This is a genomic window from Aeromicrobium panaciterrae, from assembly GCF_031457275.1.
Lineage (GTDB): Bacteria > Actinomycetota > Actinomycetes > Propionibacteriales > Nocardioidaceae > Aeromicrobium > Aeromicrobium panaciterrae_A.
In genome coordinates, this window is the sequence record NZ_JAVDWH010000001.1 from 1,335,542 (window position 1) to 1,353,668 (window position 18,127).

17 protein-coding genes and 1 tRNA gene are annotated in these 18,127 nt (G+C 63.9%); 16 read left to right on the top strand and 2 right to left on the bottom strand.

Going from position 1 to position 18,127, the window contains the following annotated elements; translation table 11 throughout:
* Positions 1-85: 85 nt before the first annotated feature.
* From obgE to J2X11_RS07065, 14 genes are all read left to right on the top strand, one after another.
* Positions 86-1,600, top strand: a complete 1,515-nt coding sequence (gene obgE, locus J2X11_RS07000) for a GTPase ObgE (RefSeq protein WP_309968508.1) — start codon at positions 86-88, stop codon at positions 1,598-1,600.
* The gene (gene proB / locus J2X11_RS07005; protein ID WP_309968511.1) at positions 1,600-2,688 is read left to right on the top strand and encodes a glutamate 5-kinase; all 1,089 of its coding nucleotides are present in this window, start codon (positions 1,600-1,602) and stop codon (positions 2,686-2,688) included. The genes obgE and proB overlap by 1 nt, the downstream gene beginning before the upstream one ends.
* A gap of 23 nt (positions 2,689-2,711) precedes the next feature.
* Positions 2,712-4,298, top strand: a complete 1,587-nt coding sequence (locus tag J2X11_RS07010; protein ID WP_309968515.1) for a LuxR C-terminal-related transcriptional regulator — start codon at positions 2,712-2,714, stop codon at positions 4,296-4,298.
* A 17-nt stretch (positions 4,299-4,315) separates the two neighbouring features.
* Complete coding sequence (locus J2X11_RS07015) at positions 4,316-5,572, top strand: glutamate-5-semialdehyde dehydrogenase (protein ID WP_309968519.1); 1,257 nt, start codon at positions 4,316-4,318, stop codon at positions 5,570-5,572.
* Positions 5,573-5,596: 24 nt separating this feature from the next.
* Entirely contained in the window at positions 5,597-5,740 is a 144-nt protein-coding gene (locus tag J2X11_RS07020; RefSeq protein WP_309968522.1) for a hypothetical protein, read from the top strand.
* A 47-nt stretch (positions 5,741-5,787) separates the two neighbouring features.
* A complete protein-coding gene (nadD, locus tag J2X11_RS07025) occupies positions 5,788-6,375 on the top strand; it encodes a nicotinate-nucleotide adenylyltransferase (RefSeq protein WP_309972307.1) in 588 nt (195 codons plus the stop codon).
* The gene (gene rsfS, locus J2X11_RS07030; RefSeq protein WP_309972309.1) at positions 6,372-6,725 is read left to right on the top strand and encodes a ribosome silencing factor; all 354 of its coding nucleotides are present in this window, start codon (positions 6,372-6,374) and stop codon (positions 6,723-6,725) included. Before nadD ends, rsfS begins: the two co-directional genes overlap by 4 nt.
* Positions 6,722-7,369: a histidine phosphatase family protein gene (locus J2X11_RS07035; protein ID WP_309968525.1), complete on the top strand. Its 648-nt coding sequence runs from the start codon at positions 6,722-6,724 to the stop codon at positions 7,367-7,369. The genes rsfS and J2X11_RS07035 overlap by 4 nt, the downstream gene beginning before the upstream one ends.
* A 61-nt stretch (positions 7,370-7,430) precedes the next feature.
* Positions 7,431-7,503: transfer RNA gene (locus tag J2X11_RS07040), tRNA-Ala, on the top strand.
* 81 nt (positions 7,504-7,584) lie between these two features.
* Positions 7,585-8,334 (top strand): DUF5819 family protein, encoded by a 750-nt coding sequence (locus tag J2X11_RS07045; protein WP_309968528.1) that lies wholly within the window; start codon positions 7,585-7,587, stop codon positions 8,332-8,334.
* On the top strand, positions 8,331-9,257 hold the full coding sequence (locus J2X11_RS07050) for an HTTM domain-containing protein (protein WP_309968533.1): 927 nt from the start codon (positions 8,331-8,333) through the stop codon (positions 9,255-9,257). The genes J2X11_RS07045 and J2X11_RS07050 overlap by 4 nt, the downstream gene beginning before the upstream one ends.
* A 170-nt stretch (positions 9,258-9,427) precedes the next feature.
* Positions 9,428-10,747 carry a hypothetical protein gene (locus J2X11_RS07055; protein ID WP_309968535.1) on the top strand — a complete coding sequence of 440 codons (1,320 nt, stop codon included), beginning with the start codon at positions 9,428-9,430 and terminating at the stop codon, positions 10,745-10,747.
* Between the two features lie 77 nt (positions 10,748-10,824).
* Entirely contained in the window at positions 10,825-11,565 is a 741-nt protein-coding gene (locus J2X11_RS07060; RefSeq protein WP_309968538.1) for a DUF5819 family protein, read from the top strand.
* A gap of 1 nt (position 11,566) precedes the next feature.
* Positions 11,567-12,646 carry an HTTM domain-containing protein gene (locus tag J2X11_RS07065; RefSeq protein ID WP_309968541.1) on the top strand — a complete coding sequence of 360 codons (1,080 nt, stop codon included), beginning with the start codon at positions 11,567-11,569 and terminating at the stop codon, positions 12,644-12,646.
* On the opposite strand, the gene J2X11_RS07070 is transcribed toward J2X11_RS07065, so the two are convergent.
* Positions 12,643-13,845, bottom strand: coding sequence for an MFS transporter (locus J2X11_RS07070; protein WP_309968544.1), 1,203 nt, complete (start codon positions 13,843-13,845; stop codon positions 12,643-12,645). The genes J2X11_RS07065 and J2X11_RS07070 overlap by 4 nt on opposite strands.
* 15 nt (positions 13,846-13,860) lie before the next feature.
* Positions 13,861-15,810: a M13 family metallopeptidase gene (locus tag J2X11_RS07075; RefSeq protein WP_309968546.1), complete on the bottom strand. Its 1,950-nt coding sequence runs from the start codon at positions 15,808-15,810 to the stop codon at positions 13,861-13,863.
* Between the two features lie 17 nt (positions 15,811-15,827).
* Here J2X11_RS07075 and J2X11_RS07080 point away from each other — a divergent pair, with 17 nt between their 5' ends.
* The gene (locus tag J2X11_RS07080; protein ID WP_309968551.1) at positions 15,828-16,670 is read left to right on the top strand and encodes a siderophore-interacting protein; all 843 of its coding nucleotides are present in this window, start codon (positions 15,828-15,830) and stop codon (positions 16,668-16,670) included.
* Between the two features lie 29 nt (positions 16,671-16,699).
* Positions 16,700-18,124 carry a bifunctional cytidylyltransferase/SDR family oxidoreductase gene (locus tag J2X11_RS07085; protein ID WP_309968554.1) on the top strand — a complete coding sequence of 475 codons (1,425 nt, stop codon included), beginning with the start codon at positions 16,700-16,702 and terminating at the stop codon, positions 18,122-18,124.
* Positions 18,125-18,127 lie beyond the last annotated feature (3 nt).

The window sequence follows — 18,127 nt, forward strand, 5'->3', positions numbered from 1 at the left end:
GCGCACACTCACTTCGATGGGGCAGTCCGCAGCAGCGGGCTGCCCCATCTTCTTTGCTTAGACCCGTACTGAAAGGAGCGACACCGTGGCTGTTCCCAGCTTCGTCGACAAGGTGACGCTCCATGTCGCGGGCGGATCCGGTGGCGATGGTGTTGCCTCGGTGCACCGAGAGAAGTTCAAGCCCCTCGGTGGACCTGACGGCGGCAACGGTGGTCATGGCGGTGACGTGATTCTCAAGGTCGACGCCGATGTCACCACCTTGATCGACTATCACCACGAGCCCCACCGCAAGGGCACCAACGGTGCTCCTGGCGCGGGCAACAACCGCAGCGGCTCACAGGGTGAAGATCTCGTCCTCCTCGTTCCCGACGGCACGGTCGTACGCGACGAGTCCGGCGAGGTGCTTGCTGACCTGATCGGCCACTCAACCGAACTCGTCATCGCGGCCGGTGGCCGCGGTGGTCTTGGCAACTCTGCGCTCGCTTCGGCCAAGCGCAAGGCTCCCGGTTTCGCGCTCAAGGGTGAACCGGGCGACGAGCTCACGATCACCCTCGAGCTCAAGGTCGTCGCCGATATCGGTCTCGTGGGTTTCCCGAGTGCCGGCAAGTCGAGCCTCATCGCCTCGATGTCGCGCGCTCGTCCCAAGATTGCCGACTACCCCTTCACGACCCTGATCCCCAACCTGGGTGTCGTCACGGCTGGTTCGACCACATTCACTGTCGCCGACGTGCCCGGACTGATCGAGGGCGCAAGCGAAGGCCGCGGACTCGGACACGAATTCCTGCGCCACGTCGAACGTTGTGCCGCGCTGGTGCACGTCATCGACTGCGCGACGGTCGATCCTGGCCGCGATCCGCTCTCTGATCTCGACGTGATCGAGGCGGAGCTTGCGGCTTATGGCGGCCTCAACGATCGTCCCCGACTGATTGCACTCAACAAGACCGACGTACCAGATGCCAAGGAGATCGCCAGCTTCGTACGCGCTGATCTCGAGGCTCGCGGACTTGAGGTGTTCGACGTGTCGGCCGCGAGCCGGGCCGGACTCAAAGAGCTGTCCTTCGCCATGGCGGAGATCGTCGCATCACGCCGCGCGGCAACGCCGGTGTCCGAGGCCACGCGCATCGTGCTTCGCCCGCCCGCAGAAGCAGGTGTCGGTCGCGAGTTCACAATCACCCGTATCAACGAACAGTGGGTCGTACGCGGCGAGAAGCCCAAGCGTTGGGTTCGCCAGACCGACTTCAGCAACGATGAAGCAGTTGGCTTCCTCGCCGATCGTCTCAACCGTCTGGGTGTCGAGGATGAGCTGCTTAAGCTCGGCGCCAAGGAAGGCGACGACGTCGTCATCGGCGACGAGGACAACGCCGTCGTCTTCGACTTCGATCCGCAGGTCACCGCCGGCGCCGAGGTGCTCGGTCGTCGTGGCGAGGACCTTCGCATCGACCAGTCCGATCGCCGCACCAACGTGCAACGCCGCGAAGAGCTGGCCGCCAAGCGAGCCTTTGAAGCCGGAGCTCGCGAAGCGCGCGCTGAGGGTGCCGCCGGTCCCAACCCTGACTGGACGTTCCCCGAGGACGATCCGCTGGACGAGGACGAAGACTGATGTCTCGCGTCGTCGTCAAGGTCGGTTCCTCGTCCTTGACCACTGCGGAGGGTCACATCGACCCCGTGCGCCTCGACGGCATTGTCGAGGCAATCTGCGATGCCCGCGATCGTGGCGACGAGGTTGTGCTGGTCTCGTCCGGAGCGATTGCCGCTGGACTCGGCCCGCTGGACCTCAAGGCTCGCCCTCGCGACTTGGCGACACAGCAAGCTGCCGCGAGTGTCGGCCAGGGCGCCTTGATCGCCAGCTACAGCGAGCGCTTTGCCGCTCGGGGCCTCGTCGTGGGCCAGGTTCTGCTGACGGTCGATGACGTCACCCGTCGTAGTCACCACCGCAACGCGCACCAGACCTTCGCCAAGCTCAGCGAGCTCGGCGTTGTGCCGATCGTCAACGAGAACGACACCGTTGCCACCACCGAGATCAGGTTCGGTGACAACGACCGCCTGGCCGCACTCGTCGCGCATCTCGTGCACGCAGATCTGCTGGTCCTGCTCTCGGACGTCGACGGACTGTATGACGGTCGCCCGGGCACGCCTGGGGCCAAGCTGATCGAGAAGATCAGCGATCCTGCCGAGATCGATGGGCTCGACATTGCCCACGTCAGCACGTCCAAGGTCGGCACCGGGGGAATGGTCACCAAGGTCGAAGCTGCCCGCATCGCCACGGCCGCGGGCATACCGGTTGTCCTCACCTCAGCTACCAACGCTGGCACAGCGCTCGCGGGCGACAAGGTCGGCACCCGGTTTGAGCCCACCGGACGACGTCGGTCCACCCGTCTGCTGTGGTTGGCGCACGCGAGTGAGACCAAGGGCGGCGTTCATCTGGACGAGGGCGCCGTACGAGCGCTCACCATGCGCAAGGCCTCGCTCCTTCCGGCCGGAATCACGTCGGTCACTGGGGACTTCAAGGCAGGCGACCCCATCGACGTCATCGGCCCTGACGGAGCAGTCATTGCTCGTGGAGTCGTCAATTACGACAGCTCCGAGCTTCCCGACCTCATGGGCCGCTCCACGCGGGAGCTTGCCGCTGAGCTTGGCGAGGAGTACGAACGTGAGGTCATTCACCGCGATGACCTGATGCTGACCTGACAACACGACGTAGTCTGGTCGTCATGAAGTCAACTGAGATCGTGCGCGTCACCTTGCGCGGGCTCAGTCACGACGCAGATGCCGGGCTCGAGGTGCTGCTCGGAGTCCCAGATGACGACGATGCCGCCGCGGCTGCCATATTCCTGCAGATCCTGAGCTGTCGGTTCGATGACGCTCTCGATAGCGCCAACGCGTTGTGTGACTGCGGACGGATGGCCGCCGCTGCTGTCGCGATGGCGCGGGCCGTTGGCACCGGCTTGGCCTGGCAACTGCCCGACACGGTGCCGGAGGCGGGGCCCTTTAACGGACTCACGTCGATGCTTGAGCTGGAGTCAGCCATGTCCAGCGGGCAGATTTCGGCCGCCGATCAGATCGCAACCCGGCTCGGCGCCGACGAGACGCCGACGTCGATCGACCAGATCTGGGCCGGTATTGCGCTGGTAAGAGCCCGTGGATTTGCCGGACGCTTCACGGATGCCGATGAACTGCTCACCCGGATTGAGGCGGCGCCTGCTTTGGACGGCCTGCCACAACTCGTCCTGCTGGCGCGGGGCGCACGGATCTTTGTCGACGGACACCTTGGCCGTGCTGAAGCAGTCCAAGCAGGTCTTGAGTGGCTGTCAGATTCGTACCCGCAGACCGTCAAACCGGACTACGTCTACGCAGGCGCCTACGTGTTGGCGGCATTCGGCGTCAACGCGCTCGGCAACCTGGCAGAAGCGGCAAGCCTCATGCTCCACGGAGGCGGAGGCGACAACCTCCCGCGGCTCCAAGTGGTCGATCGCGTTTATGGCTACGAGATGCTCGTCGAGGCCGCGCTGGCCGAGGACGATGCGGTTCAGGCGCTCACCTGGTCCGAGAAGGCCGCAACCCTGCCCATCAATGGACACAACATGGCCGGCGCAGCGCTCGGCCGTATCAAGGCGCGAGTTGCATCGGCCCTGAGCGACCACGAAGCGGGCATACGGGAGTCGGCCGACGCCGGAATGCTGGCCGCACTTGTCGGCGGAGATCTCGAAGTGGTGCGAGCAGGAATCATCGAGGCGTCGGCCCGGGCCGCTTCTGGCGATCGGGTCCGCGGTATCGACGAACTAGAGGAAGCGGCGCGTCGCGCCGAGGCGACGGGCGCTTCGGCGGTCAAGGCATGGGCTGAGCGTGAGCTGGCTGTCTTCGGTCGGCGGCTGCGCAATGTGCCAGGCGTCGGCTGGGACGCGCTGACCCCGACGCAGAAGATCATTGCTCGACTTGCGGCAGCAGGATTGCGCAACCGGGAGATCGCCACAGCGTTGTACGTCTCGGAGAAGACTGTCGAAACGCATATCGCTGCTGTGCTCGGTGCGCTCGGCACGACCAACCGCGTCGGCATCGGCCGCGAGCTCGAGGGCGAAGAGGTGGATCCGGTGTTCGCCGAGCAGGTGACGCCGCGGCAACGTGATGTGGCGATCCTGGTCGCTCGGGGCCTCTCCAATGCTGCGATCTCGCGTTCACTCGGCATCAGTGAGAAGACCGTCGAAAAGCACGTCGCCGATCTCTTCGATCGGCTGCAGGTGCACAGCCGCTCAGCGTTGGCTGCCCGCGTACGAGGAGTTTCTGTGCCCACTGACGCCTGACATCTAGAATTGTCACCATGACTGACGCGAAGCAGCAGGTGCACGATGCAGCCCGTCGAGCGCGGGTTGCTGCTGCGACCTTGGCGCTGACACCTCGCGCCGCCAAGGATGAAGCGTTGAAGGCGATGGCCGACGCGCTCGTCGCAGCATCGGCGGAAATCATCGCCGCCAATGACAAGGACGTTGTTGCAGCTCGCGAAGCCGGTACGGGTGAGAACGTCATCGATCGCTTGGCCCTCGACGAGGGGCGAATCGCTGCTTTCGCAGATGGCGTGCGCGACATTGCCGCCTTGCCCGATCCGATCGGTGAGGTCGTACGTGGATCGACTCTTCCCAATGGACTTCGGCTCCAGCAGATCCGCGTTCCCATGGGCGTGATCGGCATGATCTACGAGGGCCGCCCCAATGTCACCGCCGATGCGGCCGCAATCTGCCTCAAAGCAGGAAGTGCCGTGCTGTTGCGCGGATCGTCATCGGCTTCTGAATCCAACACGGCGATCATCAAGGTGATGCGCGAAGCGCTAGCGGGGACATCGATCCCGCCCGACTCGATCCAGCAGATTGCCGCAGACGACCGCGCCTCAGCGACGCATCTGATGCAGGCGCGTGGGCTCGTTGACCTCGTCATTCCTCGCGGAGGAGCGGGCTTGATCAATGCGGTCGTCAGCGAGTCGACCGTCCCCGTGATCGAGACGGGCGTGGGCAACTGCCACGTGTACGTCGACGCCGACGCCGACCTCGACATGGCACTCGACATCGTCATCAACGCCAAAACCCAGCGCAACAGCGTCTGCAATGCGGCGGAATCGTTGTTGGTCCACAAGGCCGTCGCCGACACGTTCCTGCCCCGGGTCGTTGCTGCTCTGCAGAAGCAGGGCGTCACGGTTCACGGCGATCCCTCGTTCTGCGCAATCGACGGTGATGTCGTGCCCGCGACGGACGAGGACTACGCGACCGAGTACCTCTCAGCGGACATCTCCGCCAAGGTCGTGGAGTCGCTCGATGACGCCGTCGATCACATACGCACGTTCTCGTCGGGCCACACCGAGGCCATCGTCACGTCGTCGCTCGCGGCTTCTAGGCGATTCACGATGGGCGTCGACTCGGCAGCGGTGATGGTGAACGCCTCTACCCGGTTCACCGATGGCGGAGAGTTCGGCTTCGGCGCGGAGATCGGCATCTCGACCCAGAAGCTGCATGCCCGCGGACCGATGGGTCTGCCCGAGATGACCACGACCACCTATGTCGTGACCGGCTCCGGTCACGTGCGCTGACTTCGAATCGGATAGATTGACAACATGTTGACCACGCTTGCAACGGCCGAAGAGCATCTCCGCGACATCGGCATCGACCCGTACGCCGTCGGCGCCATCGCGCTCAGCATCCTGACGCTGTCGATGCTTGCGCTGCTGCAATTCGGCAAGGGCCGCGAGCACTCCTGAGCCCCATGACTGATCATCGTCCGGATGGTCGCCGCCGGATAGGCGTCATGGGTGGCACGTTCGACCCGATCCACCACGGCCACCTCGTGGCTGCGAGTGAGGTCCAGTCGTGGTTCGACCTCGATGAGGTCATCTTCGCTCCCACCGGCGAGCCCTGGCAGAAGGCCGATCGCGATGTGTCGCCTGCCGAAGATCGGTATTTGATGACCGTCATCGCGACGGCCGCCAACCCGCGTTTCGCCGTCAGCCGAGTCGACATCGACCGCGACGGTCCCACATACACGATCGACACTCTTCGCGATCTGGCTGCGCTGCACCCAGACGCTGACCTCTACTTCATCACCGGCGCTGACGCCATGGCCGCGCTGCTCACCTGGCGTGACCACGAGGAGCTCTTCAAGCTGGCGCACTTCGTCGGTTGTACGCGTCCCGGACACGAGATGGACGAGAGCACGCTCGAAGGTCTGCCGAAGGACCGGATCACGCTCGTCGAGATCCCCGCACTTGCCATCTCTTCGACCGACTGCCGCGACCGCGTCGAGCGTGGCGAGCCCGTTTGGTACCTCGTGCCAGATGGCGTCGTCCAATACATCGGCAAGCACCGCTTGTACGCCAAGCCGGAGTCGACACCCTGAGCGCGACGGAGTGGGCAGTTGAGCTCACGCGTGCTGCGGCGACCGCCGCCGAGGACAAGCTGGCGCAGGACATCATTGCCTTCGACGTCTCCGAGCAGTTGGCGATCACGGACGTGTTCTTGCTGTGCTCCGCGTCAACCTCTCGCCAGGTGCGCGCGGTCCAGGACGCGATCCAGGACAAGATGATCGAGCTCGGCGCCAAAGCCGTACGCCGTGAGGGCATGCGCGAGGGTCGTTGGGTGCTGCTCGACTTTGCCGACATCGTGGTGCATGTGATGCACCAGGAGGATCGCGCGTTCTATGCGCTCGAACGACTCTGGAGTGACTGTCCGGTCGTGAAGCTCTCATGAGCTGGCGTCAGGTCGTTCTGTGGCGTCACGGGCGTACTGAATGGAACGTCGCCGGCCGGGTGCAGGGGCAGAGCGACGTACCGCTTGATGATGTCGGACGTCAGCAGGCACGCGAGGCTGCCGCGCGTCTCGCCGGGCTGAACCCCTATCGGATCGTCAGCTCCGATCTGTCGCGGGCTTCCGAGACCGCGCAGATTCTCGGCGAGGTGGCCTCGAAGGAGGTCGAGTTCGACCCGCGACTTCGTGAGATGGACTTTGGCGCACGCGAAGGGCTGACGTGGGGCGAGGCCTGGGCGCAGTTCCCCGACGGTATGCAGGCGTGGATCGACGGCGACGAGACGCAGATTCCGGGCAGTGAGACGCATCGTCAGGCAGGGGAGCGGTTCGCCGCGGCACTGCACGATCACCTCAAGGACCTCCCGCCCAAGGGAGTCTTGATCGTCGTTGCCCACGGCGCAGTCCTGCGTACGGGTGCCTGCGCGTTCCTCGAAATTCCCGAGGAGCACTGGAGTACCTTCGGCGGGCTCGGCAACTGTTCGTGGTCGGTGCTTGAGGAGTGGAGTCGCGACGACTGGTCGAAGTGGCGCCTGACGGAGTGGAATGCGGGCACATTGCCGGAGCCTGTGCTCTCCGACGACGAGTGACCCGGTTTGGGGTCAGACGGTCCGAACGGCTAACATTGGCGAGGCCTTCACGGGCAACAGCGGGGCATTGGCGCAGTTGGTAGCGCGCTTCCATGGCATGGAAGAGGTCAGGAGTTCGAATCTCCTATGCTCCACAGATTACGAAGGGCCTGGGACACCTTCCCGGGCCCTTTGTCATTGCCTCGTGACTCAGGCGGACGTTGTAGCGTGTGGCCGTGCCCCGGCTGACGCTCAAGACGACCTTTGTCGTCGCCGCCTCGTTGGTGGCTCTGTCCCAGCTCACCGCTGTGACCCTCGCTTCCCTGCCTCCCAACCGCTACTCGAACGCTGCGGCGCCTCACACGACGTACCTGAGCCCGATGTTCACGCAGAACTGGCGCTTGTTCGCGCCCAATCCGATTGCTGAGGACCGCCGGATCCTGTTCCAGGGTTCCTACCGCGCGGCCGATGGCACCCTGAAGCAGACGGAGTGGGTCGACTGGACTGATGTCGAGCTCGACCTGGTTCACCACCGACTAGTCGGTGGCCGCGCGGGCTACGTCACCAACAAGCTGTTCAGCCCACTCGGCGCCCGATACGGGAAGCTGCTCGACGCGCAGCGCCACGTAGCAGTCACAACCGAGGAGAAGGATCCGCCGAGCTGGAGCGAGCTGCGCAAGAGCCTGCTGGCTGCAGGTCCCAGCCGACCGGACTCGGTCGAGGTCTACCTCCGGTACGAACGGGCGACGATCCGGCTCGCCACGGAGGTCCTGGAGTCGCGTTGGCCTGACCGAACCTTTGTCGCGGTTCGTTACTCCCTCAACCGCCAGCGAGTCACGCCGTACGACGCACGTCACGGTTCAAAGCAAGAACGCGAGGCCGCTCGCCCGCGGGAGATCCGGCGTGTGGGCGGCTGGCGCATCCCTGAAGTGGGCTCCAAAGCTGAACAACGTGTCATTGCCGACTTCGATCGGAGACACCGATGATCGGCCAGGCCATCGAGTGGTTGACCGGTGACAAGCGGTCAACGTACGGAGTCGCCGTCACGCGGATGATCCTCGGGTTCATCGTCGCGAGCCAGCTCATCGTCAACTGGCCAGATCGCCACTACACGTGGGGAGACGGTGCGAATTGGTCCGAGCAAGTGCGCAACTCCAAGAGTTGGCCATCGTTCCTCGATCTATTCAAGCGGCTCGACGGGCACATGTTCGACCTGGCGTACATCGTCACAATCATCTTCGGTCTGCTTCTCATGGTCGGGCTCTACACGCGTGCTTCGGCCGTGATGACCTTGTTCTTGTGGTTGTCGCTGTATGTGTCCAACCCGTTTGTTGGCTCTGGCGGCGACGCTGTGCTCCGCATGGTCTTGCTCTACATCTGCTTCACCGACGCCGGCAGGCAGTGGTCGCTTGATGCGAGGCTCCAGGCGCGTCGCGGGGGAGTCAGGCCGTTGATGCCGGGCTGGTTCAGCGCGACACTGCACAATCTCGCCGTCATCCTGATCATTCACCAGGTCGTGATGGTCTACGTCGGATCCGCGTTCTGGAAACTGCAGAGCACGGTGTGGCGGGACGGCACTGCGGTCTATTTCCCATTGCAGACGGATGCGTATTCGCCCTGGAACGACTGGCTGCACCCTGTGTACGCGGCAGCGCCCGTCATTGCCGGTGCGACGTACATGGCGATCGTAGTTCAGCTGTTCTTTCCGGTTCTGCTGCTCTATCGCCCCACGCGCATGGTCGCGCTCCTGCTCGTCACCGGCATGCACCTCGGAATCGGCATCTTCATGGGCATTTTGTACTTCTCGCTCGTCATGATCGCCGTCGACATGATCCTGGTGAGCGACAGATCGTGGGTCCGAGGGCTGGAATGGCTCAGAAATCAACGAAATCGCAGAATTTCCGCGTGATCCCCGTGTGATATGTGACGTTCATGTATCAAAATTGGCGATGGTGTTCTAAACAAACCTGAGAATGTGGTTGACTGTCTCTCAGCGATCTCCCAGTCGCCAATCCCTTTACGTTGTCTGGGCCTCCAAAAGGGTGCCCTGACTTTTAATCGAAACAAGGAGCCTCTCGGATGAGGAACAAGCTCGCCAAGAACTCGATCGCGGTCGGTCTTGTCACGTTGATCGTGACTGCCGGACTGTCGTTCTCAGCCCAGGGCGCACCTGGTGACGTTGCACAGTCCAACTCGAGCGCCATCACGGCCACGGGTCTGACCGGCATCATCAACAGTGACCAGTGCACCGCCGAGTCGGCAGATGGAACACCGACCGACGGTACGGGCACCTGTGGAGTTGGCCTCGGCGCCAGCCAGCCGGCTGTTACCTCGTTCGACCAGACGGCTTCCACCTCGCTCGACGGCAACAAGGGTGTCTCCACTGCCGACGCAGAAGTTGCGGGTACCGGCATCGCTGCCCTTACGACGATCGACCTTTCGCCGGTCGCAGAAGACCTTGAAGGTATAGACACCGGCACTGTTCTCGACCCGATCGTCGGAAACCTCGGCCCGCTGCTCGACACGGCGCTCGACCTTCTCGGCCTTTCGCTCGACGATCTCCTCACAGGGATCCAGGACGCTGTGACTGGTCCGCTCACGACTGCTCTGCAGCAGGCCATCCCAGTTACGGCCCAGATCGGTGCAGTTACCAGCACGTGTGACGCGACTGCGGGTGACGGTGCCACCGGAAACGCGACTGTTTCCGGAATCGACATCACGATCGTGCTGCCGGGTGACAACGACATCATCATCCCGATCGCACTCGAGACGGACCCGAACTCCGCGCTTGTTGGCTCGGTTGCTCCGGCTCAGCTCGTCGCCGGTCTGGTCAACGGCATCGAGGACACGTTGACTGAGAGCCTGAATGGTGCTCTCGGCCCGCTGGCTGACCTGGTCGACAATGTTCAGACTTCGATCATTGACCCCATCCTCGCGCAGGTTGGTCCGGCCATCCTTGATCCGCTGGGCGAGGCACTCATCCCGCTCATCGACGGCACTGTTAACAAGCAGGTTTCCGGCGATGGTGGAGAGTCGATCGAAGTCACTGCCGTGGACCTGAATGTCATCGGTGAAACTGCGACACTCGCTTTGGCCCGCACCTCGTGTGGTCCCAACTCGCTCGTCGCCGCTGATGACGAAGACACGCAGGCCGACGAGGATGTCGACCAGGACGTTGACGTTGATGTCGACACGGACACCGACGTTGACGCTGACGTTGATGTTGACGCCGACGCTGACGCTGCAGCAGATGCTGACAGCCAGGCTGACGCCGACGTGACCACGACGCTCCCGGCAACGGGATCGCCCAACCTGCTTCCGTTCTGGATGCTTGGTCTTGGACTGCTGCTCTTCGGTGCAACCGTCCTGCTGAACGAAAAGCGTCGCCTTCAGATCTGATAGCAACGCCTAACACGGCTGCCGGTGGCCCCTAGGGGTCACCGGCAGTTGTGCGTTCACCACCTAGGATGGAGCCCATGCCCGACGTCCACGAACCCGTGCGTCCGTGGCAACGGCGACTGGTCACAGGGTTGGCACTTCTCGTGGCGATCCACTCGGCGCTGCTGATGCTCTGGCTCGCACCGTCCAGCCCGATCCGCGACCTGGTCGGCTCGCGCAACCTGGCGTCGTACGTCGATCCGTACTTCCAGCAGGACGTCGACACCGTTGATCCCAGTGTTCAATTCGTCGACGAGTCCTTTCAGGTTCGGGCACTCGTCAAGGACGGGACCGCCAAGGCAAAGCCAACCAAGTGGGTGGACCTCACCAAAGAGGATGTGCACGACGCGAGGTTCAACCCCAACCCCGCTCGAGTCCACCTCATCGCACGTCGACTGGCGACGAACCTCAACCGGTCGATGTTCGCTCTCGAGCCGCAACAGAGGAAGATCGTGCGTGAGTCGAAGGCAAGCGACTCGACGACTGCCCGGGCGGCTGCCCTCAACGAGGCGGGCGACAATCCGGCGGTCGTGCAGAACTACATGGCCTACGACCAGATGGCAACGCAGTTCGCATCCCTGTATGCGACCTCGAAATGGGAGGGCACCATCGTTCAGCTGCAATTCAAGGTAGGTCGTCGAAGTGTGCCGGAGTACTCGAAGCGACACGACACCAAGATCGAGGACATCGACTACCTGTGGTTCAGCTTCGGGTGGCGGCCACGTTTCCATGGCTCGCTTGAAGCGCAGTCTCCCTTCGACAAGTACGTGAGGGGCTGACATGGTTCGCGATTTCATGTGGAACCAGATCGACTCGGTGGCTGAGGCGCGCGAGCGCATCGAGCACTGGGTGATGAACGAGAAGCACGCCTTGTACGGCGCTGCAGCGTGCCGCATCGGTACGGGTGTGGCGGTGCTCGGCCTGCTCGCCGCCAACTTCACCACGCGCGACCTCTGGGTTGGTCAGGCGTCCATCTGGGCTGAGCCGGCACGAGCCATCAGCCGCTTCCCGGAGCTCGCGGTACTGAAGGACGTCAGCTCCGACATCTTGACCGTCGCCTATGTCGTGACGATGCTCGCGGCTTTTGCGTTCATTCTCGGCTGGCGTACGAAAGCCGCGAACGTTGTCACGTTCGTCGGTTTCATCGCGATCGTCGGTCAGAACCCGGTGGTCGGTGGCGAGGGTGACAACCTCGTACGTCTGACGTTGCTGTGGTTGTTGCTGATGCGAACGGCAGACCACTGGTCGCTCGATGCCCGACGGCGAGCTCGCCGAGGGCGTACAACGGTGAGCGAAGACGCTTTGCCGCGCTGGCTGGCAACCAGCCTGCACAACCTCGCGTTGGTCGCGCTGGCCGTCCAGACGATCCTCGTCTACTCGGCGGCCGGTCTCGACAAGATCGCGCAGACGTCCTGGCAGCACGGCACAGCGCTCTACTACACGATGCAGTTGCCCGAATACCGGCCGTTCCCATGGCTGTCGGACCTGCTGAGCTCAAGCACGTTCGTGCTCGCTGTGATCACCTACACCGTGCTGTTCGTGCAGCTGTTCTTCGCGCCGTTGCTGCTCAACCCCAGCTCTCGCCGGATCGTGCTCACGCTCGCGATCACGGTCAACGTCATCTTTGCGATTCTGTTCGCCGCCCCGTGGTCGTCAGCCGCGGTGATCGCCGTGACCTGCCTGTTTGCCTCAGACGGAGCCTTTGAGCGGATCGACGAGTGGATGCGCGACCGGTTCGGTCCGATTGGTGACTGGTTTGCGGTGCATTTCGGTGGTGTGACTGACGCCTTCGACGCAGTGTTGCACCGAACGGTTTACCCAATCACCGACTGGATCCGCTTCACCATCTTCCGCCGCTAGACCTGAGCGGCGACTCTGCGGCCGGCGAGCACCAACGCGATGACGGGAACCGTCAGTACAGCCGCCGCGGCGTTGAGCGTTCCGTAGCTGGCCGTGGCCACGACGACGCCGGCGAGCAAACCACCGAACGCTCCGGCGAGATTCATTGATAGATCCGAAAAACCTTGGACCAACGGACGCACGGCAACCTCCAGCGAAGCGCTCAGCATGGCGGCGCCTGCTATGACCGAGGCAGACCAGCCGATTCCCAGGAGGGTGAGCCCGATCATGATCTGGGTGTTCGAGTGCCCGGACGTGCCAGCGACGAAGGCGGCCAAGAGAAGGATCGACTGCCCAAGCAGGATCGTCTGTCCGGCGCCCCAACGGTCGCTCAGCCAGCCCATGAGCGGGGACAGGGCAAACATGCCGGCGATGTGAAGGCTGATCGTCAAACCGATGATCTTGAGCGCCACGCCGTGGTCCTGCATGTGTACGGGGGTCAGCGCCATCACGGCGACCATGACGGCATGCGATGCGGCGATAGCCAGGATCGCTGTGAGAGCACGTCCACGAACGTGGGGGAGGGCGGCACGTATGCCACGTGCCACGGGTTCTGCGCTCACCGCATGCACCAGTGGATCGGGTCGCAGGAGAACGAACGTCATGATGCCGGCGACAGCGAATCCAGCGGCCGAGAACAGCATCGGACCCGCGAGCTCGGGAATGCCGAGCGAGTTGGCAACGGATGCTCCGGGATCGGTGAGGTTGGGACCGATCACGGCCCCGACGGTGGTCGACCACACGACGAGTGACAGCGCACGTCCGATCTGAGTGGGTTCGGCGCGGTCGACTGCCGCGAAGCGTGACTGGAGATTGGCGGCCGTGCTTGCACCGAACAGAATGAGTCCCAGAAGGACTATCAGCAGCGAGTCGGCCTCGGCGCCGACGACGGTGACCGCGGCACCGCTGGCGCCGCAGAGCCAGCCGAGCGTGAGGGCGGGACGACGGCCCGTACGCGCGGCGATCGACGCCATCGGGATCGTGAACGCCGCTGCACCGAGCGTGAGCATGACGACAGCCATGCCGGACCACCCCGAGGAGCCGCTGACCTCCTTGACCAGCAGGGCGCCGACGGCGAGGCCAGCGCCATTGCCGACCCCACCAATGACTTGGACAGCCGAGAGTACGGAGACAATGCGCTTCTGTGCTGGGTCACTCACCTGAGCAACGTAGCGTCACCAGATCGCGACGCGCTCTTCCGGTGCCAGCCAGGCGGCGTCCTCGGCAGTGATGCCAAATGCGTCGTAGAACGCGTCGATATTGCGTACGACCTGATTGCAGCGGAACTCGGGCGGCGAGTGGGGATCGACGGTGAGACGTCGTACGGTCTCCGCTGGGCGAACCTTGGACTGCCAGGCCTGTGCCCACGAGATGAAGAACCGCTGATCCGGGGTCAGCCCGTCAATCGAGTTGTCGGAGCCGTCAGCCTGGGCGAGCTTGAAGGCCTTGTAGGCGATGCCGAGTCCGCCTAGGTCGCCGATGTTCTCGCCGATCGTCAGAGAGCCGTTGACGTTCTTGTCATCGGCACCTTCGGGTGAGAGCGCGTCGTACTGGGCAATCAGGGCCGAGGTGAGCTCCTCGAACGCGCTGCGGTCCTCATCGGTCCACCAGTTGTTGAGTGCGCCCGTGCCGTCGTAGTGCGAACCCTGGTCGTCGAAGCCGTGACCGATCTCGTGGCCGATCACCGCTCCGATCGCTCCATAGTTGACCGCGTCGTCGGCCTCCGCGTGGAAGAACGGCGGCTGCAAGATCGCGGCGGGGAAGACGATCTCGTTCATCGTCGGGTTGTAGTACGCATTGACGGTCTGCGGCGTCATGTACCACTCGTCGCGGTCGATCGGCGATCCGATCTTGGCCAGCTCGCGATCCGTTGCGACGGCAAGCGCACGGCGAGCGTTGCCGAGCAGATCGTCGGGCGCGGTCTCGAGCGCTGTGTAGTCGCGGAAGTTCGCCGGGTGACCGATCTTGGGATCGAATGAGTTGAGCTTGTCGTGCGCCCGCTTCTTGGTCTCGTCGCTCATCCAGGGCAGTGCTGTGATGCTCGAGCGGTAGGCCTCGATGAGGTTGTCGATCAGCTCGGTCATCCGCTCCTTGGAAGCGGGAGGGAACTCCGTACGCACGTAGATGCGACCGACAGCCTCACCCATAGCGCCTTCGACGAAGCCGACGCCGCGCTTCCAGCGGGGGCGCAACTCATCGGTGCCGCTGAGGGTTCGGCCGTAGAACTCGAAGTTGGCGTTGACGAACGCCGACGACAGGTACGGCGATCCGCTGCGGACGACCTGCCAGCGGAGCCAGTCCTTCCACGACTCGAGCTCGCCCTCGACGAGCAATGTCTCGAGGCCCTCGAGGAATGACGGTTGGCCGACAACGACCTCGGCGATCACTGGGGCGGACACCTTCGCACCAGCCGACCAGGAGGCCCAGTCGAACGTCGGCGCCAGCGCCTGCAGTTCGTCTCGACTGACCAGGTTGTAGGTCTTCTGGGCGTCGCGGCAGGCGACCCGGTCCCAGTGGTGGCTCGCAAGCCTGGTTTCGAGGTCCATGATTCGCGCAGCGCGGTCGGCGGCATCGCTCAGGCCGGCGAGCCCCAGCATGGTCGTGACGTGGCTGACGTACGCCGCACGGATGTCGGCCGTGGCGTCCTCGCGGTAGTAGGACTCGTCAGGGAGTCCGGTTCCGCCTTGGTTGAGGTGCGTGATGTAGCGCTCGGGATTGCCGCTGTCGGGTCCGATGTACATGCCGAAGACGCTGGCGACACCCTGGCGATCGAGCACGCCGAGGGTTGCGACGAACCCAGCGATGTCGGTGATGGAGTCGACCTGTGCAAGCTCGGGCTCCAGGGGAGTGGCGCCGAGCTTCTCCGCGCGCGCCTCATCCATGAAGCTCGCGTACAGGTCGCCGATCTTGCGCTGCTCATCGTCCTGAGGGGACTTGCTCGCGGTCTCGATGATCTCGCGCACCTTGGCCTCGGCCTCATCGACCAGCACGACGAACGCGCCAGCGGTGGCCCGGTCAGGCTTGATCTGTTCGGTGCGTAGCCAAGGACCGTTCACGTGGCGGAACAGGTCATCCTGGGCGCGGATCTCGGGGTCGAATTGAGTCGTGTCGATGCCGTGGGTCACGCCAGTAGGCTACACACGTGAGCAAGACCCACCCCGCGCGAATGACCGTCATCCGGACCGAGCAGTTGACCCCCTCGTTGCTCCGTGTGGTCTTCGGTGGAGATGGCTTCGATGACTTCGCGCAACGCGACCTTGCACTCAACGGTGGGGCCTTCACGGACAAGTACTGCAAGCTCGTATTCCTCGCAGACGGCTTCGACTACCCAGAGCCGCTGAACCTCGAAGAGGTACGCGAGACGATGCCGCAGGACGCGTGGCCGGTGCTGCGTACGTACACGGTCAGCTGGGTCGATCACGACGCGCGCGAGCTTGCCGTTGACTTCGTGATTCACGGGGATGAAGGCTTCGCGGGACCATGGGCGAGCTCGGCACAGCCCGGCGACGTGCTGCACCTGCGCGGCCCGAGCGGGGCCTACCTACCTGACCCGACGGCTGACTGGCACCTGTTCGTCGGCGACGAGGCTGCCCTTCCGGCGATCACCTCCGCGCTTGAGACGCTCACGCCTGGCGCTCAGGCTGTCGCGTTCATCGAGGTCGATGGGCCCGACCACGAGCTTGCTCTGAGGACGGCTGCTGACCTCGAGGTGCACTGGCTGCATCGCGGCAGCGCAGGCCCTGGCACGACGACGTTGCTCGATGACGCCGTACGAGCGTGGGAATGGCGTCCCGGCCGCGCACACGTCTTCGTGCACGGGGAATCAGCGCTGCTCAAGAGCGTGCGCCCGTACGTACTCACCGAGCGTGAGGTGCCGCGCGCAGACGCATCGATCTCCGGCTACTGGCGACGCGGTACGACGGAGGAGGGCTTCCGGGTCTGGAAGTCGCAACAGACCGAGGCCGTCATCCGGCCGGGTGCCTGAGCAAGCCTCCTAGCCGGTAACCTCGTGTGGTGACTGAACTGCGAAATGTGGCCGTGATCCTTGCCGGTGGCACCGGTACGCGAGTGGGACTCTCGATCCCCAAACAGCTCATCAAGATCGCTGGCAAGACGATCATCGAGCACACCATCGCAGCATTTGAGGCATCTCCCGTGATCGACGAGATCGTGGTGCTGATGGCTCCTGGCCACCTTGATCCCGTACGCGCGATTGTCGATGCTGGCGGCTACTCGAAGGTCACTCAGATCGTCGAAGGAGGCGTCACCCGTAACGACTCCACCAGCCGCGCCCTTGAGGCGCTTGGCACCGACGAGTGCAACGTTCTCTTCCACGACGCCGTACGCCCACTCGTCTCCCAGACGATCATCAGCGACTGTGTCGAGGCACTTGGCACCCACGAGGCCGTCGACACCGCCATTCCGTCCGCCGACACGATCGTTCAGGTACGTCCCGAGCCCGGCGCCGATGGCCATGACGTCATCGAGGACGTCCTTCAGCGCTCGCTGCTGCGCCGCGGTCAGACTCCGCAGGCATTTCGCCTCTCGGTGATCCGCAAGGCGTACGAACTGGCGTGGAAGGATCCCGACTTCACGGCTACCGACGACTGCACTGTCGTGCTGCGCTACTTGCCGGACGTGCCGATCGCGGTCGTCCTGGGCCACGAGCGCAACATGAAGGTCACGGAGCCGATCGACGTCTACATCGCCGACAAGCTCTTCCAGCTGCACTCAGCCGATGCACCTGACCAGCTCAGCGACGACGAGTACCGCAAGGCACTCGAGGGCAAGACGATGGTCGTATTCGGCGGCTCGTACGGCATCGGCGGCGACATCGCTGAGCTTGCTCGTGGCTTCGGTGCCACCGTGCACTCGTTCTCGCGCTCCACGACCAACACCCACGTCGATCGCCGCGATGACATCGCTGCGGCTGCGCAGACGGTCCTCAAGGAGACCGACACGATCGACTTCGTCGTGAACACCGCCGGCGTTCTGCCGATCGGCGATCTGGCCGACACGACCGAAGAGACGATCTTCGCTGCGACCGAGATCAATTACCTGGCGCCGATCTTCATCGCGCAGGAGTTCTACCCGCACCTGGCTGCTGCAAACGGCTCGCTGCTGCTGTTCACGTCGTCGTCCTATACGCGCGGCCGCAAGGGCTACTCGCTCTACAGCTCCGCCAAGGCCGCCGTCGTCAACCTCACGCAGGCTCTCGCCGACGAGTGGGCGGGCGAGGTGCGGGTCAACTGCATCAACCCCGAACGTACGGGTACGCCGATGCGCACGAAGGCATTCGGGGACGAGCCCGAAGGCACGCTGCTCAGTTCAATGGAGGTCGCTCGCCAGTCGATCGACATCCTGCTCGCACATCAGACCGGGCACATCATCGACATCCGCCGCGAAGACGGACCCGCAGCTATCGGCGGCGGCAGCTAACCC

Bases quoted from the DNA above. Each gene is read 5' to 3' on its own strand.
- proB (WP_309968511.1), top strand. From the start codon at position 1,600: ATGTCTCGCGTCGTCGTCAAGGTCGGTTCCTCGTCCTTGACCACTGCG.
- J2X11_RS07010 (WP_309968515.1), top strand. From the start codon at position 2,712: ATGAAGTCAACTGAGATCGTGCGCGTCACCTTGCGCGGGCTCAGTCAC.
- J2X11_RS07015 (WP_309968519.1), top strand. From the start codon at position 4,316: ATGACTGACGCGAAGCAGCAGGTGCACGATGCAGCCCGTCGAGCGCGG.
- J2X11_RS07020 (WP_309968522.1), top strand. From the start codon at position 5,597: ATGTTGACCACGCTTGCAACGGCCGAAGAGCATCTCCGCGACATCGGC.
- nadD (WP_309972307.1), top strand. From the start codon at position 5,788: ATGGGTGGCACGTTCGACCCGATCCACCACGGCCACCTCGTGGCTGCG.
- J2X11_RS07035 (WP_309968525.1), top strand. From the start codon at position 6,722: ATGAGCTGGCGTCAGGTCGTTCTGTGGCGTCACGGGCGTACTGAATGG.
- J2X11_RS07050 (WP_309968533.1), top strand. From the start codon at position 8,331: ATGATCGGCCAGGCCATCGAGTGGTTGACCGGTGACAAGCGGTCAACG.
- J2X11_RS07055 (WP_309968535.1), top strand. From the start codon at position 9,428: ATGAGGAACAAGCTCGCCAAGAACTCGATCGCGGTCGGTCTTGTCACG.
- J2X11_RS07060 (WP_309968538.1), top strand. From the start codon at position 10,825: ATGCCCGACGTCCACGAACCCGTGCGTCCGTGGCAACGGCGACTGGTC.
- J2X11_RS07065 (WP_309968541.1), top strand. From the start codon at position 11,567: ATGGTTCGCGATTTCATGTGGAACCAGATCGACTCGGTGGCTGAGGCG.